Annotated in this window: 23 protein-coding genes; 13 read left to right on the forward strand and 10 right to left on the reverse strand. The window is 64.0% G+C overall.

What is annotated here, in order from left to right; all coding sequences use genetic code 11:
- Nucleotides 1-68 precede the first annotated feature (68 nt).
- A complete protein-coding gene (locus tag F3W81_RS06975; protein ID WP_193082896.1) occupies nt 69-1,817 on the reverse strand; it encodes a sensor histidine kinase in 1,749 nt (582 codons plus the stop codon).
- An 82-nt stretch (nt 1,818-1,899) separates the two neighbouring features.
- Between F3W81_RS06975 and F3W81_RS06980 the strand changes: the two genes are divergently transcribed.
- Complete coding sequence (locus tag F3W81_RS06980; protein ID WP_193082897.1) at nt 1,900-3,084, forward strand: cytochrome P450; 1,185 nt, start codon at nt 1,900-1,902, stop codon at nt 3,082-3,084.
- 84 nt (nt 3,085-3,168) lie between these two features.
- Here F3W81_RS06980 and F3W81_RS06985 read toward each other — a convergent pair whose 3' ends face one another.
- The 3 genes from F3W81_RS06985 to F3W81_RS06995 all read right to left on the reverse strand — a co-directional run bounded on the left by F3W81_RS06985 (nt 3,169) and on the right by F3W81_RS06995 (nt 5,042).
- Nucleotides 3,169-3,867 carry a L,D-transpeptidase gene (locus tag F3W81_RS06985; RefSeq protein WP_226941902.1) on the reverse strand — a complete coding sequence of 233 codons (699 nt, stop codon included), beginning with the start codon at nt 3,865-3,867 and terminating at the stop codon, nt 3,169-3,171.
- A gap of 51 nt (nt 3,868-3,918) precedes the next feature.
- Complete coding sequence (locus F3W81_RS06990; protein ID WP_193082898.1) at nt 3,919-4,329, reverse strand: hypothetical protein; 411 nt, start codon at nt 4,327-4,329, stop codon at nt 3,919-3,921.
- 251 nt (nt 4,330-4,580) lie between these two features.
- On the reverse strand, nt 4,581-5,042 hold the full coding sequence (locus F3W81_RS06995; RefSeq protein WP_193082899.1) for an Lrp/AsnC family transcriptional regulator: 462 nt from the start codon (nt 5,040-5,042) through the stop codon (nt 4,581-4,583).
- Between the two features lie 147 nt (nt 5,043-5,189).
- Here F3W81_RS06995 and F3W81_RS07000 point away from each other — a divergent pair, with 147 nt between their 5' ends.
- The 7 genes from F3W81_RS07000 (at nt 5,190) to infC (ending at nt 10,912) form a co-directional block, all read left to right on the forward strand.
- Complete coding sequence (locus F3W81_RS07000) at nt 5,190-6,185, forward strand: NAD(P)-dependent oxidoreductase (protein WP_193082900.1); 996 nt, start codon at nt 5,190-5,192, stop codon at nt 6,183-6,185.
- On the forward strand, nt 6,186-6,485 hold the full coding sequence (locus F3W81_RS07005; protein WP_193082901.1) for a DUF2849 domain-containing protein: 300 nt from the start codon (nt 6,186-6,188) through the stop codon (nt 6,483-6,485).
- 1 nt (nt 6,486) lies between these two features.
- Nucleotides 6,487-8,160 (forward strand): nitrite/sulfite reductase, encoded by a 1,674-nt coding sequence (locus tag F3W81_RS07010; RefSeq protein WP_193082902.1) that lies wholly within the window; start codon nt 6,487-6,489, stop codon nt 8,158-8,160.
- On the forward strand, nt 8,150-8,914 hold the full coding sequence (locus F3W81_RS07015; protein ID WP_193082903.1) for a phosphoadenylyl-sulfate reductase: 765 nt from the start codon (nt 8,150-8,152) through the stop codon (nt 8,912-8,914). Before F3W81_RS07010 ends, F3W81_RS07015 begins: the two co-directional genes overlap by 11 nt.
- On the forward strand, nt 8,911-9,297 hold the full coding sequence (locus tag F3W81_RS07020) for a DUF934 domain-containing protein (RefSeq protein ID WP_193082904.1): 387 nt from the start codon (nt 8,911-8,913) through the stop codon (nt 9,295-9,297). Before F3W81_RS07015 ends, F3W81_RS07020 begins: the two co-directional genes overlap by 4 nt.
- Nucleotides 9,298-9,367: 70 nt before the next feature.
- Entirely contained in the window at nt 9,368-10,213 is an 846-nt protein-coding gene (locus tag F3W81_RS07025) for a ferredoxin--NADP reductase (RefSeq protein WP_193082905.1), read from the forward strand.
- 240 nt (nt 10,214-10,453) lie between these two features.
- Nucleotides 10,454-10,912, forward strand: a complete 459-nt coding sequence (gene infC, locus F3W81_RS07030) for a translation initiation factor IF-3 (RefSeq protein ID WP_264298912.1) — start codon at nt 10,454-10,456, stop codon at nt 10,910-10,912.
- Nucleotides 10,913-11,010: 98 nt separating this feature from the next.
- Here the strand turns inward: infC and F3W81_RS07035 are convergent, their stop codons facing one another.
- The 6 genes from F3W81_RS07035 to F3W81_RS07060 all read right to left on the reverse strand — a co-directional run bounded on the left by F3W81_RS07035 (nt 11,011) and on the right by F3W81_RS07060 (nt 17,902).
- Nucleotides 11,011-11,475: a (2Fe-2S)-binding protein gene (locus F3W81_RS07035; protein ID WP_193082906.1), complete on the reverse strand. Its 465-nt coding sequence runs from the start codon at nt 11,473-11,475 to the stop codon at nt 11,011-11,013.
- Between the two features lie 72 nt (nt 11,476-11,547).
- Entirely contained in the window at nt 11,548-12,555 is a 1,008-nt protein-coding gene (locus F3W81_RS07040) for a molybdopterin-binding protein (RefSeq protein ID WP_193082907.1), read from the reverse strand.
- On the reverse strand, nt 12,552-13,520 hold the full coding sequence (locus F3W81_RS07045; protein ID WP_193082908.1) for an XdhC family protein: 969 nt from the start codon (nt 13,518-13,520) through the stop codon (nt 12,552-12,554). Before F3W81_RS07045 ends, F3W81_RS07040 begins: the two co-directional genes overlap by 4 nt.
- Before the next feature lie 165 nt (nt 13,521-13,685).
- On the reverse strand, nt 13,686-15,584 hold the full coding sequence (locus F3W81_RS07050; protein ID WP_193082909.1) for an OmpA family protein: 1,899 nt from the start codon (nt 15,582-15,584) through the stop codon (nt 13,686-13,688).
- 137 nt (nt 15,585-15,721) lie between these two features.
- Complete coding sequence (locus tag F3W81_RS07055) at nt 15,722-16,981, reverse strand: vWA domain-containing protein (RefSeq protein WP_193082910.1); 1,260 nt, start codon at nt 16,979-16,981, stop codon at nt 15,722-15,724.
- Between the two features lie 12 nt (nt 16,982-16,993).
- Nucleotides 16,994-17,902, reverse strand: coding sequence for an AAA family ATPase (locus tag F3W81_RS07060; protein ID WP_193082911.1), 909 nt, complete (start codon nt 17,900-17,902; stop codon nt 16,994-16,996).
- Nucleotides 17,903-18,046: 144 nt separating this feature from the next.
- On the opposite strand from F3W81_RS07060, the gene F3W81_RS07065 reads away from it, so the two are divergent.
- The 5 genes from F3W81_RS07065 to F3W81_RS07085 all read left to right on the forward strand — a co-directional run bounded on the left by F3W81_RS07065 (nt 18,047) and on the right by F3W81_RS07085 (nt 24,149).
- Nucleotides 18,047-19,117: a glycosyltransferase family 2 protein gene (locus F3W81_RS07065; RefSeq protein ID WP_193082912.1), complete on the forward strand. Its 1,071-nt coding sequence runs from the start codon at nt 18,047-18,049 to the stop codon at nt 19,115-19,117.
- Nucleotides 19,118-19,186: 69 nt separating this feature from the next.
- On the forward strand, nt 19,187-20,224 hold the full coding sequence (pyrC, locus tag F3W81_RS07070) for a dihydroorotase (RefSeq protein ID WP_193082913.1): 1,038 nt from the start codon (nt 19,187-19,189) through the stop codon (nt 20,222-20,224).
- A gap of 129 nt (nt 20,225-20,353) precedes the next feature.
- Nucleotides 20,354-21,031 carry an orotate phosphoribosyltransferase gene (locus tag F3W81_RS07075; RefSeq protein ID WP_193083697.1) on the forward strand — a complete coding sequence of 226 codons (678 nt, stop codon included), beginning with the start codon at nt 20,354-20,356 and terminating at the stop codon, nt 21,029-21,031.
- 369 nt (nt 21,032-21,400) lie between these two features.
- A complete protein-coding gene (locus F3W81_RS07080) occupies nt 21,401-22,885 on the forward strand; it encodes a replicative DNA helicase (RefSeq protein WP_193082914.1) in 1,485 nt (494 codons plus the stop codon).
- Between the two features lie 430 nt (nt 22,886-23,315).
- Nucleotides 23,316-24,149, forward strand: coding sequence for a DUF1194 domain-containing protein (locus F3W81_RS07085; RefSeq protein ID WP_193082915.1), 834 nt, complete (start codon nt 23,316-23,318; stop codon nt 24,147-24,149).
- The last annotated feature ends 11 nt before the right edge of the window (nt 24,150-24,160 follow it).

Here is a 24,160-nt window from a genome sequence, read left to right on the forward strand (position 1 = left end):
TGTCGCCTTTGTATCCCTGCCCGAAAAGATAGGCCCCCCGCCCCGGATTGGCGAGGCATCTCGTCACGTTAGGACCGCGCCGGCCCCGCCGCGTTCAGCTGAACGGTGAACTCCGCGCCGCCCTCCGGGTGGGTCTGCCCCCGGATCGCACCGCCAAAGCTCTGCACCAGACCGTAGGAGATCGACAGGCCCAGCCCCATGCCCTCGGACGCACCGACCTCTTTCGTCGAATAAAACGGATCAAAGATCTTCTCCGGCGCTGCAATCCCGGGGCCCGTGTCGCGCACCCGGATTTCAGGGCGCGCCGCCTCATCAAGGCTCAGGCTGATCGTCAGCTCCTTGCTGGGCGAGGCCGCCATCGCATCCACCGCATTGGTGATCAGATTGACCAGCACCTGCCCCAGCCGCACCTCGCCCCCCATCGCCCAGACCGGCGCATTCGGGGCCTGCCAGTGCAGCGTCACGCCGTCCTTGGCGATGCGCCCTTCGGTCATTTCCAGCGCCGTGGCGATGACCGCGCCCAGCTCGATCCGGCGCACCGGCTCGCTCTCTTGCCGGGCGAAGGCGCGCAGGTTGCGAATGATGCGCCCCATGCGCCCGGCGAGGTCGGCGATGCGCTGCAGGTTCGCCGCCGCCCGCTCGGGCTTGCCGCGCTCAAGAAACACCGCGCCGTTTTCGGCAAACTGGCGGATCGCCATCAGCGGCTGGTTCAGCTCATGGCTCAGCCCCGCCGACATCTGCCCCAGCGCGCTCAGCTTGCTGGCCTGCACCAGTTCCGCCTGCGCCCGCTTCAGCGCCGCCTCGGCCTCCTGCCGCTCGGTCACCTCGCGGCGCAGCTGCGCGTTGGCCCCCGAAAGCTCTGCCGTGCGCGCCACCACCCGGCTCTCCAGCTGCGCATTGACCTGAGCCAGACTGCGCCGCCGCTCCAGCGCGGCAATCAGCGCCGTGCCCAGCACCATCAGCACCAGCGCGACCACCGTCGCCTGCAAGCCCGCCAGACGGCGCACCGGCGCGGCATCCACCAGCGCCTCGGCCCGCATGCCCACCTGCGGCAGGTCGCGCTCCAGATGCAGCGCGCGGCGCGGCAGATAAGGCGACCAGTCGATGCGCCACAGTTCCAGCCCGCCGATGCGGCGCGCGCTGACCGTGCTGTCGGTCGCCCCCGGCGGCACCAGCCCGGCCCCCGCCGTCGCCCGCCGCCAGCCAATCAGCTCCGACCGGTTGGAGATAAAGACCTCCTGCGCCGCATCGGTGAACAGAACCGCAGGGCGATCGCCGCGCCACTCCTGCTCCAGCAGGTCGATATTCACCGTCACAAGCAGGATGCCGATCACGCCGCCACTGCCCGAAAACGTCGGCGCAGCAAAGACATAGACGCGCACGCCCGCGCCGGGATCAACGCCATGCCCGCTGCCCAGCGCCCCGCTCTGCGCCCGCGTCACGGCCTCAGCGATATAATCGGTCGTAGGTACTGCGGCGGGCTTGGCCTCGGCCAGAGGCCGCCCCTGCGCATCGAGATAGGCCATGTTCAGCACCCCGGTGCGATCCACACTGGCCAGCAGCAGCACCTGCGCCGCCTCGACATCGCCGAGGCCGACGCTCAGCCCCCGCAGCACCGGATGGTCCGACATCAGCACCGCCAGATCCTGATAGCGCTGCAACTGCCCCGTCAGCCGGTCCGAGGCGAGCGACAAATCCGACTCGCCCCGCTGCGCCAGCGCGCCCAGCGATTGCCGGTACGCCGACTGGAACACCAGCCCCGACACCAGCCCCACCGACAACAACAACAGTGCAATCCCCAAGCCTCGCCGCCACATGATCGCACCCCTTCGCATCGCTCACCCGCTTTCATAGCGGTGCGGGGCTTGCCTTGGCCAGCGCCCGGCGTATCAAGAGCCGATGAGCAGAATTTCCCAATCCCCCACCGATCCCGCCTTCGTCCAGAATCCCTACGACTTCTACGCCCGCCAGCGGGCCTCGGGGCCGATGCATGACTGGGACGAATATCACATGCCCGCCGTCTTCGACTATGACACGGTGAACGCCCTGCTGCGTGACCGCCGGTTTGGCCGCGACTGCCCGGAGGAGCTGAAGACCCCCGTCGCCCCCCATATCGAGGATTTCCACCAGGTCGAGAAATACTCGATGCTGTCCCTCGATGGCGCGCCTCACATGCGGATGCGCGCGCTGACCCTGCGTGCCTTCACCTCGCGTCGCATTGCGCGCCTTGAACCCGACATCATCGAAATCTCCAACGCGCTGATCGACGCCTTCCCGTCCGGCCCCTTCGATCTGATCCCCGCCTATGCCACGCAGGTGCCGGTGATCATCATCTGCCGCCTGCTCGGCGTGCCCGAAGCCATGGCCCCCCAGCTGCTGGAGTGGTCCAACACCATGGTCGCCATGTACCAGGCCCGCCGCGACCGCCAGATCGAGGATGCCGCCGCCCGCGCCGCGACCGAGTTTGCCGACTACATCCGCGCCTACGCCGAAGAGAAACGCAAACACCCCGCCGATGACCTGATCACCGAACTGCTCGCCGCCGAGGAAGCCGGTGAAAAGCTGACCATGGACGAACTCATCGGCACCTGCATCGTGCTGCTGAACGCGGGCCATGAGGCAACCGTGCACACCATCGGCAACGGCGTCGTCGGCCTGCTGAACCACGGCCATGCGGGCCAGTGGCTCACCCCCGAGCGCGTCGATGCGACCGTCGAGGAAGTGCTGCGCCACGACCCGCCCCTGCACATCTTCACCCGCTACGCGTTTGAGGAGGCCGAGGTGCTGGGTCGGACCTTCAAACGCGGCGACCAGATCGCCCTGATGCTGGGGGCCGCCAACCGCGACCCCAAGGTCTGGGACAACCCTGAGGCCTTCGATCCCTCCCGTCCGATCAAGACCAACACCTCTTTCGGGGCCGGCGCGCACTTCTGCATCGGCGCGCCTCTGGCGCGGCTTGAGCTGCGCCATACCCTGCCGATCCTGTTCCAGCGCTGCCCGAACCTGAAGCTGGAAGGCACACCGGAGTATGCCGATCTCTACCACTTCCACGGCCTCGACCACCTGATGGTTTCCGCGCGCTGATCAGCGCCCGTTAACCACCGCCTTAAAACGCAAATACCCCGCCCTTTTCAGGGGCGGGGCATCTCAGCTCAGCAGCAAGATCGATCAGTACAGCGCGTTGGTCTTCGGCCCCGTCAGGGACGGCAGCACCACCACGTCGCAGCCATGCACGGCGACCTTGTACAAATGGATCACATCCTGATCCAGCATCCGGATACACCCCGAGGACACGGCCTTGCCAAGGTGCGGCGCATCCGCCCCCCCGTGAATACGGTAGAGCGTGTCGACGCCATTCTCGAACAGATACAGCGCGCGCGAGCCCATCGGGTTCTCCGGCCCCGGCGCCATGCCGCCATTGGCTACGGAATAACGCTCCAGCTCGGGCTTGCGCTTGATGGTTTCGGCCGGCACGTTCCAGCGCGGCCATTCGCGGCGGAACTGCAACCGTGCGGTGCCGGTCCAGGAAAAGCCATCGGCCCCCACTGCCACGCCATAGCGCGTCGCACGGCCGTCCTTTTCGCTGAAATACAGCAGCGCCGCATCGGGATCGATGATGATCGTGCCATAGGACGAATTGGGCCAGGGGTTGTCGACCTCCTGACGCCACAGACGCGGGTCCAGCGTACCCGGCTCGATCGCGGGGATCGGAAAGGGCTCATCGGTCACGGCATCGTAGAAGGCTGGCAAGGGCGGCGGTGGCGGCGCAGGCATGGCCATGCTCGCCTCAGGTTCGGGATTGGGGCTGGCACAGGCGGCCAGCAGCCCCATACCACCAAGGGCGACAAAACTGCGTCGGTTCAACATTGTTAACTTCCTTTTTCGGTCTGAACGCATGGGCGACGTATCGCGGTCTGTTCAGACCAGACGCGGCGGAGACCTCGGGGGGGCCAGCGCCATTTGCACCACATTCAGCGTCGCGCATATGGCGACCGTGTCAAACCTGTTGCCCGGTTGCGGTATGTCAACCTCTCCAGGCAAGACCATATGCGGCCCGCAGACAGAGCCCGGCAGATGCACCTTGCGGCATTTCAACCAGGAGACGACGATCCGGGGCGGTTGGGGGCTGAGGCGCGGCGCATCAAGACGCGACCTCGCCGTCACGAGGCTCTCCGCCTCGGCGGCAGCCAGCGGCGTCGCAAGGTCCAGAGGCCGCGCCTGCGCATTGCGCATGACTTCGGTCTCAACGGCCACGGTGCGTGCGCTTGCGGCATTCACATAGGCACCCCACGGTAAAATGAGGGCCATCAGCAGCAGCGATAGGGTCATCCGGGCAAGCACCATGTCCAGCAGGTCCCACAAGGCGCCGGAAAAGTCGAGCCATCCGGCCCGGGCGTCGCCTCACATCCCCGTGAAACCCGCGTCGAGGCGGCGATTTTTTGCTGACATATCAGGCGAAAACCGCACCGTTCAGTTACCGACGGGATACCGACGCAATACCGACATCGCAATCTGGCGTTTTCAGCGGCCTGTGCCTGGGCACCTCGCCGCCGGTTCGCGGTGCCGCCAGCCCCCCGCCGTCACAGCGGCAGGGCGGTCGTTGACTTGATCTGTTCCATGCTCAGAAGCGCGGTGACATTATGCACCTTCACCTCGGAAATCAGCGCCTGATAGAAGGCGTCATAGGCCCGCGCGTTCTTCACCCGCACCTTCAGGATATAGTCGATATCGCCCGCCAGCCGGTGTGCTTCCTGCACCTCAGGGCGGTCATGCAGCGCCTTGAGAAACGCCCTCTGCCAGTCCGCCTCATGCTCGCTGGTGCGGATCAGAACAAAGAAACAGGCATCAAAACCAAGGCTTTCCGCGTCGAGCAGCGCCACCTGCGCGCCAATGATCCCGGCCTCCTTCATCTTGCGGATGCGGTTCCAAACGGGGGTCTTGGAGGACCCCACCTTGCGGGCAATATCATCCAGCGATTGGGCTGCGTCCTCCTGCAATTGCAAAAGAATTTTCCGGTCAGTCTCGTCAAGGCGGACACTCATTCGCGCTTTCCCCTTTGTCGTGGAACGGATATCGGCAAGGCCGCGTTGGCCGAAACAGAATTCCTTATTTCCCCGCCCCCATGGCATTGGAACAGGAATATTTCCTATCTTGGGGGTAAGTCAACGATGCGGAAGAATCCTTTTCAGATGCGACATTTTCCAATCTTCCTCGACATGGATCGCGCGCTTGTCGTGATGTCCGGCGGCGGTGATGCGGCGCTCGCAAAACTGCGCCTGCTGCTCAAGACCCGCGCCCGCATTGTCGTGCACACGGTTGATCCCCTGCCCGAGCTGGTGGCCTTCGCCCGCGACGGTCTGCTGCGCCTTGTCGCGCACCCCCTGACTGCTGCAGATGTCGCGCCCGCCACGCTGGTCTATGCCGCCGACGAAGACGCTGAAATCGATGCACAAACCGCCGCACTGGCTGAGGCCGCTGGCGTGTTGTTCAACATCGTCGACAACCTCGCGGGCTCGGCCTTCATCACCCCTGCCATGGTCGACCGCGCCCCCCTGACCATCGCCATCGGGACCGAGGGCGCCGCCCCCATGCTCGCCCGTTCCCTCAAGCGCGACCTTGAAGAACGCCTGCCCGCCGCCACTGCCGATCTGGTCCGCGCCGCCCAGTCCTTCCGCCCCGAGGCCGAGGCCCTGCCATGGGGTCGCGCCCGTCGCGCGTTCTGGGACGAATGGTTCGCCACCGCCGGCCCTGCCGCAAGCGACGCTGGGCAAGACTATGAAACCGCTCTGAAATCCCTGCTCACACGGCACCTCTCAGCCGAGGCCAGCCCGGGCCGGATCACCCTGACCTTCACCGGCAGCGACGATCCCGACCTGCTGACGCTCAAGGCCCGCAAGGCTCTGCACAACGCCGATGTCGTCGTCCACGACGCTGCGATTTCGCCTCAGGTTCTGGAACTCGCTCGCCGCGAAGCCAAGCTGATCGCCCTCGCCCGTCCCACAGACGTGCCGCCGCTTCACCAATTGCTCGCTCTTGAGGCAGACAACGGCGCGCATGTCGTTTATGTCGCCGCAAGCCCGCTTCCCCGGCATCTCGTGACGGCCTGTCGCCGCACCGGATTGCAGCTCGACCTCATTCCCGGCATAGCCACGCCGCAAGTGGCTCAATGGAAGGAAACAGCCTGAATGCCCCGCCCTTTCACACCCAAAGTCGTGACAGCCAACGCCCTGCTGGAAGGCGACGTGGTCTACTTCACCGCCGCCGACACCTGGACGCGCCACCTCTCGGAAGCCGAAGTGCTGACGGATGAGGCCGACGCCGACCTGCGCCTGATCGATGCCTCGCGCCAGCAAAACCAGATCGTCGGCGCCTACCTGGCGGACGTTGAAGCCACCCCCGAAGGCCCCAAGCCCACCCACTTCCGCGAAGAGTTCCGCCGCACCGGCCCCTCGAACTACTTCCACGGCAAACAGGCAGAGCTCTGAAATGTATACCTATTCCGAATTCGACAAAGCCTTCCTGGCCGAGCGTAACGCCCAGTTCCGCGCGCAGGTCGAGCGCCGCATCGATGGCTCGCTGACCGAGGAGGAATTCAAGCCGCTGCGCCTGATGAACGGTCTCTATCTGCAGCTGCACGCCTATATGCTGCGCGTCGCAATCCCCTATGGCACGCTGCGCAGCGCCCAGATGCGCCAGCTCGCCCTGATTGCCGAGAAGTGGGACAAGGGCTATGGCCACTTCACCACCCGCCAGAACATCCAATACAACTGGCCGACCCTGCGCGACGTGCCCGATATGCTCGACGCGCTGAGCGAGGTCGAGATGCACGCCATTCAGACCAGCGGCAACACCATCCGCAACGTGACCGCCGACCACTTCGCAGGCGCCGCCGCGGATGAGGTGGGCGATCCCCGCCCCGTGGCCGAGCTGCTGCGCCAGTGGTCCACCGACCACCCCGAATTCCAGTTCCTGCCGCGCAAGTTCAAGTTCGCCGTGATTGGTGCCGAGGCCGATCGTGCCGTGATCCGCGCCCATGACATCGGCATCCAGCTGGTCGAGAAGAACGGCAAGCGCGGCTACCGCGTCCTCGTCGGCGGTGGCCTTGGCCGCACGCCGATGATCGGCAAGGTGATCCGCGACTTCCTGCCCGAGGAAGACCTTCTGCCATTTTCCGAAGCGATTGTCAGCACTTACAACATCCTTGGCCGCCGCGACAACAAATACAAGGCACGCATCAAGATCACCGTCCACGAGAACGGGATCGAGACCTACAAGGAGCTGACCGAGGCCCGCTTTGCCGAGCTGCGCCCCGAATTTGAGGGCGTCGATCAGCAGATCCTGGCGAATATCAAATCCCAGTTCGCCGCCCCCGCCTTCCGCAATGCCACGACCGAGGCCTATGACGCCGCCTACTACAGCGACCCGGTGTTCCGCGCCTGGGCCGATACCAACCTCAGCGCCCACAAGGCCGAGGGCTACGCCATCGTCACCATCTCGTTGAAAAAGCACGGCGAAACACCGGGCGACGCGACGGCTGATCAGATGCGTCTGATGGCCGATCTGGGCGAGAAGTACAGCCACGACGACATCCGCATCAGCCATGAGCAGAACGTCATCCTGCCGCATGTCCATAAATCCGACCTGCCCGCCCTACATGCCGCGCTGAAGACCCAAGGCCTCGCCACCGCCAACATCGGCCTGATCTCGGATATCATCGCCTGCCCCGGCATGGATTACTGCGCTCTGGCCACCGCCCGCTCGATCCCTGTCGCCCAGGAAATCGCGCAGCGCTTCGACGCCCTGAAGATGGAGCATGAGATCGGCCCGCTGAAGATCAAGATCTCGGGCTGCATCAACGCCTGTGGGCACCACCACGTCGGCCATATCGGCATCCTTGGCCTCGATCGTGCGGGGGTCGAGAACTACCAGATCACCCTTGGCGGCGACGGCACAGAAGAGGCGACCATCGGCCAACGCACCGGCCCCGGTTTCTCCTACGAAGAAATCACCAACGCCATCGAGCGCATCATCAAGGCCTACCTTGCGCACCGCGACAGCGCCGATGAGACCTTCCTTGAAACCTACCGCCGCCTCGGCGCGGACCCGTTCAAGGCGGCGCTTTATCCCGACAAGGCCGAAGGTAAATCCAATGCCGCCTGAAGCCGCGATGGATTTCAGCGCGGCCCCCGCCCCCGAACTGGCGGCAAAGGTGCAACTGCTGAATGACAGATACCGCCATCACGGCGCCACATCGGTGCTGGAGGCCGCGCTGAAAGATCCTGACGCGGGCGACCTTGCCCTCGTCAGCTCTTTCGGGGCGGAATCCGTGGCGCTGCTGCACCTCGTGTCGATGGTCGACCGCTCGGTTCCCGTGCTCTTCATCGACACGCAGATGCTGTTTCCCGAAACGCTGGTCTATCAGCAGGAGCTGTCCGAGCGGCTTGGCCTGAAGGATCTGCGGATCATCAAGGCGTCTGACGCCGACCTGTCGCGCGAAGACCCTGACGACACGCTGCACCAGTTCGACACCGACTCCTGCTGCGACCTGCGCAAGACCCGGCCCCTGCAAAAGGCGCTGAGCCAGTTCGACGGCTGGATAACCGGGCGCAAGCGCTTCCAAAGCTCGACCCGCGCCGCGCTGCAGTTCTTTGAGGCCGACGGGGTAGATCGCATCAAGGTCAACCCGCTGGCCCATTGGCATCCCGAGGACGTGCGCGCCTATATGGAGGAAAACCGCCTGCCCAAGCATCCGCTGGTGTCGCGCGGCTATCCCTCCATCGGCTGTGCGCCCTGCACCTCGCCCGTGGCGCCGGGCGAAGACCCGCGCGCCGGACGCTGGCGCGGACAGAACAAGACCGAATGCGGCATCCATGTCGTCGACGGCAAGATCGTTAAAACTGGAGGAAACGCATGAGCGTTATCGTCACCGATGCAGGCTTTGCGGCCACCGACTGGGCCGCCGACCTTGATGCAGCCGAAATCCTGACGCTGCCGTCAGACACGAAGCCGCAGGATGTCGACCTGTCGGGCGCACCGAAGCTGGTACGGGTGGAATTCCCCAGCTCGGCCGACGGGCGCGGCTTCACCATCGCGCGGGTGCTGCGTGACCACGGCTATACCGGCAAGCTGCGCGCCACCGGCCATGTGATCGCCGATCAATACGCCATGGCCCGCCGCTGTGGCTTTGACGATGTCGAGATCAGCGATGACCTCGCGGCCCGTCAACCCGAGGATCAGTGGAAATTCCGCGCAAATTGGCAGCAGAACGACTATCAGTCGCGCCTGCGCGGGGCCTGAAACCGACCGGTCACTCTTCCCAAGACTGGATCAAAAAGATAGAGGTGGGGTGAAAACCCTTTGTACACAAATGACCGAGACCGCCGTGACCGATAAAGCCGCTCCCAAGACGCCGACCCTGCCGGACACCCAGAAAGTGACCTTCGTCAAACACTGGACGGACCGGCTGTTCTCGTTCCGGGTGACCCGCCCGGCCAGCCTGCGCTTTCGCTCTGGTGAGTTTGTCATGATCGGCCTGATGGGCCCGGTGGACGAAAAGACCGGCCGTCAGAAGCCGATCCTGCGCGCCTATTCCATCGCCTCCCCCTCCTGGGACGAGGAACTGGAGTTCTATTCGATCAAGGTCCCCGATGGCCCGCTGACCTCGCGTCTGCAGAACATCGAAGTCGGCGACGAAATCATCCTGCGCCCCAAGCCCGTCGGCACGCTGGTGCATGACGCGCTGCTGCCCGGCAAGCGGCTGTGGTTCTTCTCGACCGGCACCGGCTTTGCGCCCTTTGCGTCGCTTCTGCGCGACCCGCAAACCTACGAAGATTATGAAGAAGTCATCATCACCCATACCTGCCGCGAGGTTGGCGAGCTGACCTATGGCGCGGAGCTGATCAAGTCGATCAAGGAAGACGAGCTGCTGATCGAGCTGATCGGCGCCGAAAACCTGGCCAAGCTGCGCTACTACCCCACCACGACCCGCGAAGAGAGCCCCAAGATGGGCCGCATCACCGACCTGATGCGCTCGGGCGAAGTGTTTGCCGATCTCGGCATCGAACCGATGCAGCCTGAGACCGACCGTGCCATGGTCTGCGGCAACCTTGCCTTCAACATCGAGATCAAGGACCTGATGGAGGGCTACGGCCTGAAAGAGGGCGCAAATTCCGATCCTCAGCAGTATGTCGTCGAAAAAGCCTTCGTCGACTGACCCCAGAAACAGACCCTTGCGAAGGGGCGGCGGGGAACCAGCGCCGCCCTTTTGTTGTTAACCAAGGGAAGATGGCGATTTCCCGCTTGAAAATGCGGGTTTCCGTAGCTACTTTCCCGGCTCAAATTCGATAACGATCAAAGGAAGAAAACCATAGCCCGCAGACCCCACAATGCGCCGCCGACTCGTGAAACTGGCCCGCGCGTAAATGACCGTATTCGCGGCCCTGAAATCCGTCTTATCGGGGCGGAAGGTGAAAACGTTGGTGTTGTGACCCCTGCCCGCGCAATGGCGCTCGCAGAAGAGGCCGGCCTCGACCTCGTTGAGATTTCGCCGAACGCGACCCCCCCCGTCTGCAAGATCATGGATTTCGGCAAGTTCAAGTACGAGCAGCAGAAACGCGAATCCGAAGCGCGCAAGAAGCAGAAGATCATCGAGGTGAAGGAGGTCAAGTTCCGCCCCAACACCGATGTGCACGACTACGAAGTCAAGATGCGCAACGTGGTCAAGTTTCTTGAAGGCGGCGACAAGGTGAAGGTCACCCTGCGTTTCCGTGGTCGTGAAATGGCACACCAGAACCTTGGCCGTGAACTGCTGGAACGCGTCGCGGAAGACACCAAGGAAATCGGCAAGGTCGAGAACATGCCGAAAATGGAAGGCCGTCAGATGGTCATGATGATCGGCCCCATGTCGCGCTGATCTCTGCCACTATCGGTAAAAAATTAACGCCCTCCAGCCGGAGGGCGTTTTGTTTTGTACGGGGTATGCTGTCGCGCGGTTGAGCGAGACGGTTCGTCTCAGATCTGGCCCGAGGCCGCCAGCGCCGCCTTGACGATGTTATGATAGCCGGTGCAGCGGCAGATATTGCCCTGCAGGTGATAGCGGATTTCGTCTTCAGTGGGCTTGGGGTTGCTGGCCAGCAGCGTGTCCAGCGACATCACCATGCCCGGCGTGCAAAAGCCGCACTGCAGGCCATGTTCATCCTGAAACGCCTTTTGCAGCGGCGACAGCGTGCCATCTGCGTTGGCCATGCCCTCGATCGTGCGGACCTCTGCGCCCTCGGCCTCGACCGCGAACATGGTGCAGCTTTTGACCTGTTGACCGTTCACATGCACCGTGCAGGCGCCGCACTGGCTGGTGTCGCAGCCGACGTGGGTGCCGGTCATGCCCAGCCCCTCGCGCAGGAATTCGACCAGAAGAGTACGGCCTTCGACCTCTCCGGACACCTCTTTACCGTTCACTTTAAGGCTGATGTTCGGCATGTCGCTTCCTCTGCGTTCTGGTTGCTCGGCGGCACTTAACCACGCACGCGCGCCGGGGAAAAGGGGGCAGCGTTATTTCGGATCACGCGGTTGCGGGCGTGTCGGAATTTCCATCAGCAAACCACCGACGCCCATGCCCGCTATATCGCCCGCAGTGACCGGCACGTCGCACAGGATCCGCTCCAGCACCCAGTCGGCGCCATTGAGCGCGGGCGAACGCGCGCATCCCGGCAGGCCAATCACCGGCAAGCCAACGATATCGCCCAGAAACAAAAGGTTGCCCGGATCGACCGGCATGCCAAAGCGGGTGATCTGCCCGCCGACCTGACGCACCGCCGCCGGGGCAATATCGTCCGGGTCCGAGGTCGCCGAGCCGGTCAAGATCAGGATCGCATCGACCTGACCGCGTCCGAGGACCTCAGCCAGAGCCGTCGCGAGGGCGGGTTGGCTGTGCTGAGCCTCGGCCTCGTCCGTCAGCGCCGCGCCCAGACGGGTCAGACGGGTTTCCACCGCCTTGCGGCCCTTGGCGCTGTCGCTGGTGCCCACCACGGTCTGGATCAGCGCGACTCGGGTTCGCTGCGTCGGGCGCATCCTCAGGCAGCCCTCCCCGGCGACGGCACAGGCCTGTTCCAGCGCCTCGCCCGGCACGGCGTAGGAGATGATCTTGACCGTCGCCACCATACCCCGCAGCGCCATACGCTGCCATTCGGGCACGGTGGCCACAGTGATCATCGGATGCACCGCGTTGATCGCATTGATCCGCGCGGCCAGAACCTCCGCCACACCCAGAGCTTCGGCGAAGATGTTGACGCGCCCCGTGCTGGCGGGGGCCAGACGCAGCCCCGCATCCGCAGGCTGCGGCACCATCGCAGCGGCCAGTCGCGCAGCGGCCTCATCCTCGATCACGTCACCGAGGTCGAGTTGAGCGGCCGTCACCGCGCCCAGCCCTGCCGCCTGAAGGCGCGCGATCTCGGCCTCCCCCAGCACGACGCCCTTGCGCAGGCGGCCATCGGGCAGGCTCAGCGAATGCGCCAGAACCGCGCCCTCAGCCTGCTCCAGCGCAACAGTGCCAAACCTCAAGCGCCTTTCCTCAGCACTTGCGTCATCTCGGCGATAATCGAAACAGCGATTTCCGCCGGGCTCGCCGCGCCGATATCCAGCCCGATCGGCCCGTGGATACGCGCAAGGTCCGCGTCGGTGAACCCTGCCCCGATCATCCGCTCGCGCCGCTTGGCATGGGTGCGGGTCGAGCCGAGCGCGCCGATATAAAAGACATCCGAGCGCAGCGCCTCGATCAGCGCCGGATCGTCGAGCTTGGGATCATGCGTCAGCAGCACCAGCGCGGTACGCCCATCCAAGCCAAAGGCGCGCACCCCCTCATCCGGCCAGTCGTTCAGGATCGTCTCGCCCGGGAACCGCGCGGAGGAGCCGAAGCTTTCCCGCGGGTCGATCAGAACCGGATCATAGCCCGCAATCCGCGCCATCGGCACCAGAGCCTGCGCGATATGCACAGCTCCGATCAGGATCAGACGCAGCGGCGGGTTGTGGATGGTGACGAAGGTCGCGCCGTCCTCCTCAAACCCCGAGCGATCCATGCGAAAACGGTCCTCGTGGCCCTCAAATGCAAGCGAGCGCGCGCCGATGTCGGGGTTGACGCGATAGGCCACGGCGCGGCGCGCTTTGCGGGCCTCAACCAGATCGGCCAGCATCGCCTCAGGCAGCGCCGCGCCGACGGGTTCGACCAGAATGCGGATCGTGCCGCCACAAGCCAGCCCCACGGCAAAGGCATCCCCGTCCGACACGCCGTACTCCAGCAGACGCGGCTTGCCATCCTCCAGCGCCTCAAGCGCCTCCATCACCACCGCGCCCTCGACGCAGCCACCAGAGACGGAGCCGGCAATCTCGCCCCCACCACTGATCGCCAGCTGGCTGCCGGTACGGCGCGGGGCACTGCCCCAAGTCTGCACGACCGTTGCAAGGGCCGCGCCCTGGCCTTCGCGGTGCCAGTGCAGGGCACGTTCGGGAATATCGTCAAAGAGGTCCATCGCGGTCTCCTGTGTTTGCCCCAACCTAAGCCCGCACCTGACGCGCCGCAATATGGCCCAAGGTCGTGACGCGGTGCGCCACTGCAGAACGCCCTCGCAGAACCGAAAAAGGGCCGCCCCTGCAACAGGGCGGCCCAAATCACTCTAATCGTTCTGCGTCGCGGCTCAGGAGCCTTGCAGCAGCGGTGTGATGCGGCGCACGGCAGCGCGGCGGTTTTCACGGGCAGCGTCACCGGTCTGAATCTTCAGATCGCTTTCGCCATAGCCCTGCACCACCATGTTTTCCGGCGGCACATCGAAATACTCACTCAGCGCCAGCGCCAGACTTTCGGCGCGACGATCCGACAGGGCGAGGTTATAGCTCGCACGGCCAACGGCGTCGGTGTGGCCCTCGACAAGGAACACCTCAGAGGGGTTCTTGGCGATCATGTCGCTCATCGCCTGCCCCAGGGCGGCCAGTTCGCGGGCTTCCTGCGGACGGATCACGGCACTGCCGGTTTCAAAGTTGATCTGATCCACCGAGATTTCCGGAACCAGCGCCCGCACGGCACGAATGTCGCGCACCTGACTCAGCGAGAAGCGGCGCCCAAAGTCCGATTGCTCGGACAGAGCACGCTCAAGCGCACGGGTGTCATTGTCCTGATACTCCACGACGCGCTGTTGCTGACGCGGCAGCTCCGAAACCCGGACACGATCAAACGACTGCGTATCGTCGAACAGAACGACCTGCTGGCCATTCTGCAGCTCACGGGTGCGGCGCAGCACTGTACCGTCAGCAGATCGGATGGTCACCACGCGCGAACCGTCTTCCCGCGTCACGGTCGAGCGGGTCGAGCCGTCGTTGAACGTCTCGGTCTGCACGTTGTTGCCGGGCTGACGCAGCAGCGCATCATCGTCCTTGAGAACGACGTATTCGCCATTGCGCTCCACCACGACGCGGTCGCCGGAGTTGGTGACGACCTTGTCACCGTTGTTCATGATCGAGCCGACAGCATAGGCACCCAGACCCACGAGGGCCGCCTTGGCGATGCCTTCAAAGATGTCGTTCTTGCGGTCGCGCTTGTCCTTGGCCTTCTGCTCGGCTTTCTGCTGTTCCGCCGTTTGCGGCGCGGGCGCAGCTGCCGGTTGCGGAGCCTGCTCGTTGACGCCGGTCGTGAACTCTTCGCTGGACGAACGCGCGGTGTCCGCAGTCACGGTCTCCGTTTGCACATCCGCGACTTCGGCATCCGCTGCAGCGGCGGCGGCGGGGGCGCGTTCCTGCTGCGCAGCATCCTGCGCCTCAGCCTGACGCTCGGCTTTCACCTCAGGCGCCTCTGTGACGGCAGTGGCTTCGGCAGCGGGGGCCTCAACCGGTGCCGCCGCAGGGGCCTCGGCAGGCGCTTCAGCGGCTTGTGCCGGAGCTGGCTCAGCCGCAGGGGCCGGTGCTTCTGCCGCAGGGGCGGGCGCTTCTGCCGCAGGGGCGGGCGCTTCTGCTGCAGGCGCGGGTGCCGCTTCAGCAGCCGGGGCGGGTTCCGCAGCGGGCGCTGGCGCAACCTCTGCCTCGGCAGTCGGTGCGACCTCGGCTTCAGCGGCGGGCGCGGCAGGCTCAGCGGTGCCTTCAGCGGCCTTCAGCTTGTCCGCAAGCTCGGCTTCAGTGGGGGCAGCCTTCGGCTGCGGCTGCTCGGCTGCGACGTCCGGAGCGGCCTCGGGGGCTGGCGCCTCGTTAGCTTCAGGCGCAGGCGCGGCCTCCGGCGCGGGCTGCTCAGCCTCGGCCGCTTGCGGTGCGGGGGCGGCCTCCGCAGGTGCGGGTTCCGCAGGTGCGGCCTCCGGGACCGGCTCGGCTTCTGGAGGAGTCGGCGCTTCAGCGGCATTTTCTGCAGGCTGGGCCTCGCCCGTCTCTGCATTCTGCGCGTCTTCGAGCTTCTTCTTCAGCTGCTCTGCAACCGTGTCCGCATCGGCTTGCTGGACACTGCCATCGGCGTTGGTTTCAACCTGCGCCGTCTGTGCGATCGTTGCGGAGGGCAAGGCCAGGGCGATGCTCACGGCCAGCGCGGTGGTGCTCTTGAGCGTTTTCTTCTTCAACATGGTTCTATTCGTTAACAAGGTCATGATATTCGTTTCCTTCCTTAACCGCCATCACGTGGACGGCCACTCAGCAAGCAAACACGCCCCCTGCGCAATTGGTTCAATTCTGGTTTGTGTCAGCTCTGGCGGCAAAGCGCCTAGCCCTTCCCTAACAGCCTGAGCATTCTTTGTTTTTCGCCCCCGTCATCGGGCTGAGAAAGTGCTGCCCCCAGGTCCTCAAGCGATTGTATGGAATGGCTGGCCCGGAAACTGTCGACATGCGGCAGGATCGCGGCAATGCCGCGCGCTTTGGGTGCAAACCCATCCCAGCGCAGCAGCGGGTTGAGCCAGATCACACGCCGGGCGGACAGCTGCAGGCGTTCGCATTCCGCCGCTAGGGCCTCGGGATCGTCGCGCTCCAGCCCGTCGGTGATCAGCAGCACGATGGCGCCCTGCCCCATCACCCGGCGCGACCAGTCGCGGTTGAAGGCGCGCAGGCACTGACCGATGCGTGTGCCGCCCTCCCAGTCCTGCGCCTCGGCCCCCGCCGCGGCGAGGCCGGCATCGACATCGCGGTGACGCAGGTGGCGGGTGATATTGGTCAACCGGGTGCCGAAGGTGAAGGCATGCACCTTGGCCCAGCCCGCGCCCTTTTCATTGCTGACCGCATGCAGGAAATGCAGGATCATCCGGCTGTACTGGCTCATCGAGCCGGAGATATCGCAGAGCACGATCAGGTTCGGCCAACGCGGCCTGGGCCGTTTCAGCGCCAGCCTGTGGATCTCTCCGCCCTGCCGCATCGACTGGCGCAGGGTGCGGCGGACATCGATGCGCGCCCCCGATGTGCTCGCCATGGCCCGGCGTGAGGGCAGCGGCGTCACCGGCAGGGAAAGGCGCGCGATCATCCGTTTGGCGCGGGCGATCTCCTCGGTCGACATCTGCTCGAAATCCAGCGTCCTCAGGCGTTCGTCCGAGGACTGGGTGCGCGCGGCATCGATCTCGATCTCGACCTCTTCGGGGCTGTCGTCGCGCGGCGGCACCTTGGGGTTGGCGCCATCGAGCAAGGCCTCGGCGGCCCGTTTCTGCGCCGCCTCTGCCGCGCGATCTTCCTGCGCGCCGCGCACCGCAGGAAGCAGCAGCGACATCATATGCTCCATGTAGCGCGGATCGCGCCAGAACAGGCGAAAGATCTGCGCAAAGACCTGTGACTGCTCGTGCCGTGTCACGAAACAGGCGTGCAGCGTCCAGTAAAAGTCGCGTTTTTCGCTGAAGCCTACCGCCTCGACCGCGCGAATCGCGTCGATGACGCGCCCCGGTCCAATCGGCAGCCCCGCCTTGCGCAGAGCGCGCGCGAAATGAGTGATGTTCTGCGCCAGACGCGGGTGATCCGGCAGATCCAGCGTCGGCAGTTCAACCATTCCCCAGCGCTCTCACACCGGGGCCAGAGATTTGCGCACATCCTCCAGAAGCCGCTTCGCTTCGCTGCCCTGCACCCGCGCGATATCGTCCTGATATTTCAGGATCGCGCCCAGCGTGTCCGATATCGCCTCGGGGCTGAGGCTGATGACATCCAGTGCCAGCAGACATTTCGCCCAGTCGATGGTTTCTGCCACACCGGGTTTCTTGAACAGATCTTCGGTGCGCAGCTTTTGCACGAAGGCGACGATCTCGCGGCTAAGCGCGGCGCTGGCTTCGGGCGCGCGGGCGGTCAGGATCTCGATCTCACGCTCGAAATCGGGGTAGTCGACCCAGTGATACAGGCAGCGCCGCTTCAGCGCGTCATGCACCTCGCGCGTGCGGTTCGAGGTCAGGATGACGATCGGCGGTTCCGCCGCCTTGATCGTGCCCAGCTCTGGGATCGTTACCTGAAAGTCCGACAGCGCCTCCAGCAGAAACGCCTCAAAGGGTTCATCCGTGCGGTCCAGCTCGTCGATCAGCAACACCGGCGGCCCCTCAGCATGTGGGCGCATCGCCTGCAACAAAGGCCGCTCGGTCAGGTAGTCCGGGCCGAACAGCTCCTCCTGCAGGGCGCCGCGATCCGCTGTACCGGATGCTTCCGCGGTGCGGATCGCCACCATCTGCGCGGCAAAGTTCCACTCATAGACGGCCGAGCTTGCATCCAGCCCCTCATAGCACTGCAGCCGGATCAGACAGCGACCAAGGGCGGCGGCAATGGCCTTGGCGATCTCGGTCTTGCCGGTGCCCGGCTCGCCCTCCAGAAACAGCGGCCGCCCCAGCTTGAGCGCCAGAAACACCACCGTGGCGAGGGGGCGCGCACAGATATAGTCCTGCCCGGAAAGCAGGGTCTGGACGTCCTCAATGGATGCGGGCTGGGTCATGCGGTGCTCCTTGCGCGGTTGGCTCAGCCTGCATTGCGCAGGGCTCGGGTCAAGGGCGACCAAGGTCGCCTTTGCGCGCCAAGATTGACGCAACGGGCAGAACTTGCTTTGCATGGGACACGGGCCAGGCGACAGGAATCCCCAATGAGCAACGGCACCACACGTTTCCTTGCCATTCTGAGCGTGCGAAACGAGGCCGCCTTCCTGCTGGAGTGGCTGGCCCATCATCGCATGGTCGGCTTCACCGATATTCTGGTGTTCTCCAACGATTGTCAGGACGGCACCGATACCATGCTGGACCGCCTGCAGGCGCTGGACCTCGTGACGCATGTCCGCAACGATGGCCCCTATGACCAACGTGGCATCCAGTTCACCGCCCTGAACAACGCCGCCAAACACCCGCTGACCCGCCAGGCCGACTGGATCCTGACCTGCGACATCGACGAATTCGTCAATATCCATGTGGGCGATCACACCCTGCCCGCGCTGCTCGCGGCGGTGCCCGAGGCCACGGCCATCACCTTGACCTGGCGGCTGTTCGGCAATGCCGGCGTGGTGAAGTATCAGGACCACCCCGTGACCGAGACCTTCCTGCGCGCCGCGCCCGAACTGCTGATCTGGCCGTGGCGCGCGTCGATGTTCAAGACGCTCTATCGCAACGACGGGATCTATCGCAAACCCGGCATCCACCGCCCCCGCGCACCCGACACCGACCGGCTGGAGCAGGCCAGATGGTTCGACGGTCAGGGCCGCGCCCTTGGCCCGGCCTTCCGCACGTCGCGGATTTTCTCGAACTACGGGCAGTTGAATTACGGGCTGGTCCAGCTCAACCACTACCCCCTTGGCGCGATGGAGAGCTATCTCCTCAAGGCCGACCGGGGCCGGGTCAACCATGCCAGCGACCCGATGGCGATGGACTACTGGGTCGAGCGCAACTTCAACATCGAGGAAGACCGCTCAATCCTGCGCACGGCACCGGGACGCAGCGCTGAGCTTGATCGACTGCACGCCGACCCGACGCTCGCCGCCCTGCACGCTGCCGCTGTCGCCTGGCGCCGGCAGCGTTTCGAGACACTGATGCAGCAGGACGATCAGCGCTCGCTGTTCGGACGCCTGCTACTGACACCGCCCTCCCAGCCCATGCCCCTGGCCGCAGCGCAAAGGATCATCCGATTTGCCCTTGATGCACAGGCAAACGCTGCAACCGATGAATAGGACCAACAGATGCGCCTTCTACCGCCTAAGCCTCTGGCACTTTCAAACAGCTTGCGGTAATCGGCAATCATGACCGATAGCCTCACGATCCACCGCCCCGATGACTGGCACCTGCATCTGCGCGACGGCGCTATGCTGGACGCGGTCCTGCCCGAAACCGCGCGTCATTTCGCCCGTGCGATCATCATGCCGAACCTCGTTCCGCCGGTGGTGACAGGCGCCCAGGCCGCAGCCTACCGCGACCGCATTCTGGCCGCCCTGCCCGAGGACATGGATTTCGAGCCGCTGATGACGCTCTACCTCACGGAAGAGACCGATCCCGCCGATGTCGCCGCCGCCCATGCGGCCGGCCTGATCAAGGCGGTCAAGCTGTACCCAGCGGGCGCGACAACCAACTCTGCCTCGGGCGTGCGCGATTTCAAGAAAATCCGCCCCGTACTGGAGCAGATGGCCCTGATCGGCCTGCCGCTCTGCACCCATGGTGAGGTCACGGACGCCGACGTCGATATCTTCGACCGCGAAGCCGTCTTCATCGACAAGGTTCTCGACCCGCTGCGCCGTGATGTACCGGAGCTGCGCGTGGTGATGGAACATATCACAACCTCGCAGGCGGCAGATTACGTGCGCTCCGCACCTGCCGGTCTGGGCGCGACGATCACCACGCACCACCTGGTGATCAACCGCAACCATATCCTGGTCGGCGGCATCAAGCCGCATTACTACTGCCTGCCCGTCGCAAAACGTGCCACCCATCAGCAGGCCCTGCGCCAGGCTGCGACCTCTGGGGATCCACGGTTTTTCCTCGGCACCGACAGCGCACCGCATGTTGATCCGGCCAAGGAATCCGCCTGCGGCTGCGCGGGATGCTTCACGGCGACAAACACGATGCCAATCCTGGCGCATGTCTTCGAGCAGGAAAACGCACTGGACAAGCTTGAGGCCTTTACCTCGCTGAATGGTCCGAATTTTTATCGACTGCCGGTCAATTCCAGCACCCTGACCCTGAACCGCGGCGCGCGTGAGATCCCGGCAAAGATACAAAGCGGCGACGGCCCCGTCACTGTCTTTGACCCTGGCTTTACGCCCGACTGGCACGTGGCGGACTAATTCGTTTCCCTGTCGGAAATATCCCCGCCGGAGGCATAAAATCTTTTGGAGCTTCCCTCGGAAGCCCCAAGCCTCCGGCGGGGATGTTTGAAACAGGGAAACAACGAAAATTTTACAGAGGACGCGATCATGATTCCCAGCTCCTACCCCTCGAAAGAGCAAATCGCCCGGCTGACGGCTGGTATGCTGCTTGATATCAAGGCGGTGCATTTCAATGCGGAAGAGCCCTTCACTCTCGCGTCCGGTTTGCCATCCCCCACGTATATCGATTGCCGCAAGCTGATTTCATACCCGCGCATTCGCTCCACCCTGATGGATTTCATGACCTGTACGGTGATGCGCAATGCCGGGCTGGAGGCTTTTGACAATATTGCGGGCGGGGAAACCGCGGGCATTCCTTTTGCGGCGTTGGTGGCAGAACGTATGGCTCTGCCGATGACGTATGTGCGCAAGAAACCTAAGGGATACGGGCGCAATGCCCGTATCGAGGGCGCGATGAGCGAGGGGCAGCGGGTTCTGCTGGTGGAAGATCTGACCACCGATGGTGGATCAAAACTATCCTTTGTCGATGCGATCCGGGAAACCGGAGCCAGCTGCGCACATACGGCCGTGATCTTTTTCTACGGGATTTTCGAGGGCACCGAAGAGAAGCTGGCCGAGCATGGCGTGATGCTTCATCATCTTTGCACTTGGTGGGATGTCCTTGAGGAGGCGCGCGTGCGGGCCGAATTCAGCGACGCCACGCTCAACGAAGTCGAAGCCTTTCTGAAGGCGCCGCGCGCCTGGCAGGAGGCCCGCAAGGCCTAGGCGCGATTCTTCGAGGCGCAGGGCGCCGGAGATTGTGAACCCGCGCCCCGTGCCTGTGCATGAACAAGCGGCACTTTGCCGGAGCTTGGGGTGTTTGCGGCACGGCTCCCTTGTGCAACCAGACAGATGTTGACCTGAACGGGTCTTTAGCCACATCATTTGGTGACAAACGCCATGCACAGCTTATCCACAGGTTTATACAATTTGCCTGATGCCCTCGTGGTTCGCTAAAGACCGCAGCGACGAGGGTGCGTTCGCTATCACGGAATGGCGGAATGGCGGGATGGCACGGGCAAACCACGCGGCGCATAAGCCTGCCGTGCATCACCGCAGCAGCCCGTCGGACAGGCACGAGATCAGGGGATACCAATGAACGAGATCACGGCATTCAATCCGACAGGCGCAAGTGTCGAGATGCCCGACACCATGCCCCATTCCGTCGAGGCCGAGCAGCAGTTGCTGGGCGCGATCCTGACCAACAATGACGTCTATGACCGGATCGCCCAGATCATCGGCGCGCGGCATTTCTATGACCCCGTGCATGCGCGGATCTTTGAGATTGCCGCTGCGCGCATCGCCAAGAACAACCTCGCCTCACCCGTGACGCTGAAGGCTTTCCTTGCGGACGACGAAGGGCTGAAGGAACTTGGCGGGCCGTCCTACCTTGCCAAGCTGGCCGGGGCGGCCGTGTCCTCGTTCGCTGTGCGTGACTATGCACAAATGATCTATGACCTGGCCGTGCGGCGAGAGCTGATCCGCCTGGGTCAGGATATCTCGGCCGCCGCGACCAAGGTCGACATCGACAACGACCCCAGCGAACAGATCGTTCAGGCGGAGCAGAAGCTCTACAAGCTGTCCGAACAGGGCCAGTCGGAAACCGGCTTTGTGTCGTTCCTCAAGGCCGTGACCGATGCCGTTCAGGTCGCCAATGCCGCCTATATGCGCGAAGGGGGTCTGGCCGGGATTTCGACCGGGCTGATCGATATGGACCGCAAGCTCGGTGGTTTGCATAAGTCCGACCTTCTGATCCTGGCGGGTCGTCCTTCGATGGGGAAAACCTCGCTGGCGACCAACCTCGCCTTCAACATTGCCAAGGCCTACAAGCGTGGCACCCTGCCCGATGGCAGCCAGGGCGCGGTCGAGGGCGGCGTCGTCGGCTTCTATTCGCTGGAGATGAGCGCCGAGCAGCTGGCCGCCCGGATCCTGTCCGAGGCATCTGAGGTCCCCTCCGAGCAGATCCGACGCGGCGATATGACCGAAGAGGAATTCCGCCGTTTCGTACAGGCCGCCAAGGATCTCGAATCCTGCCCGCTTTATATCGATGACACCGCCGCCATTCCGATTGCCCAGCTTGCGGCTCGGGCGCGGCGCCTGAAGCGGACGCATGGTCTCGATCTGCTGATCGTCGACTATCTGCAGCTGGTGCGCGGCACCGCCGAAAACCGGGTGCAGGAGATTGGCGAGATCTCGATGGGTCTGAAGGCCATCGCGAAAGATCTCAACATCCCGGTCATCGCCCTGTCGCAGCTGTCGCGCGGCGTGGAAAACCGCGAAGACAAGCGGCCTCAGCTGTCCGACCTCAGGGAATCAGGCTCGATCGAACAGGATGCCGACGTGGTGATGTTCGTGTTCCGCGAGGAATATTATGTCGAGCGCGAGAAGCCATCTGACGACCGACTGGACGAAATTGCCGCCTGGCAACAGCGGATGGAACGTCTGCATGGCAAGGCCGAGGTCATCATTGGCAAGCAACGTCACGGCCCCATCGGCTCGATCGAGCTGTCTTTCGAGGGCCGCTTTACCCGCTTCGGCAACCTCGTGAAGCCCTGGCAGCAGGACGCCGACGAATACTGACCCCGCCCCGCAGGCGTCGCCCGGTCGAGGCTGACGTCTGCGCCCGGCAAGCGGATGAACACGCTTGCTAAATTTGCCCTCTGGCGTCATTGCCAGTGCGCCGCATGACAGGCCCCTGCGGGGGCCTTTTTGCGTTGTCAGCCCCTGCGGCCCCGGCCTTGCGAGGGGCCCATGAGGTAGCCTCAGCGCCCCTTGTAGACGCGAGCACTGTGCACCTGCAGCATAAAATCTTGCCAGAAGATTAATCAGCCGGTCGACGGCGCCTTCATGCCTTTTGCTGAGGAAACGCAGTTTTTCAGTTCCGGAAATCTGACGTTAACGCAAAACAGCTAACTCTTTAAGCAACTCATGCGGTGTTCGCCGCTCGCATTCGCTGCGTTGCAGCGAATGTATTGGACAGACTCGTGAAACCAACGGGACACTAGCTGACATGCGATATGTATTTATTCTCCTCCTCGCTCTTTTCCCGGCCCCTGGCTGGTCCGACGGCATGGATTTCACCTATGATCCGACGCTGATCGAAGTTGACGTCGAACTGGCCCTCATGGTCGACGTATCGCGCTCAATGACCTCGCAGGAACTCGACATTCAGCGCCATGGCTATGCCTCTGCGCTGACCAGCGCCGCGGTGATGGATGTAATCACGCAAGGCTTTCTGGGGCGGATCGCGGTGACCTATGTCGAATGGGCCGGCCCCGGCAACCACCGCATCGTGCTCGACTGGACGACCATCGGCACGATGGCCGAGGCTGAGGCGGTCTCGGCAACTCTCATGAACACCCAGCCTTTCGGGATGCAGCGCACGTCGATCTCCTCCGCGCTTGATTACGCGGCCGAGCTTATTCAGGGCAATAAATATCAGGGTCTGCGCCGCGTCATCGACGTCTCCGGGGATGGTCCGAACAACTCCGGCGCCCCTGTAGAGGCTTCGCGCGACAGGGTTCTGGAGCAGGGGATCATCATCAACGGCCTGCCTCTGATGACGGAACAGGACGGCGCAGGGCAGTGGGCCGCCAGCGATCTCGATATCTACTACCGCGACTGCGTGATCGGCGGTCAGGGATCCTTCGTGGTCCCTGTGCGCAGCTGGGATGAGTTTGCCGGTGCCGTGCGGCAGAAAATCCTGATGGAGATCGCCTCTGCCACGCCGCAGATCCAGCATGCCCAGATGATCGTTCCAGTCGCAGGCACCGCCCCCGGCACCTTCGATTGCATGACCGGCGAAAAGACATGGGACCGCTTTCGCCAGAACTGGGAGCCGTGAGGGCGCCGCGT

It is taken from the genome of Pseudooceanicola spongiae (assembly GCF_014899185.1).
GTDB classification, from domain to species: Bacteria; Pseudomonadota; Alphaproteobacteria; order Rhodobacterales; family Rhodobacteraceae; genus Pseudooceanicola; species Pseudooceanicola spongiae.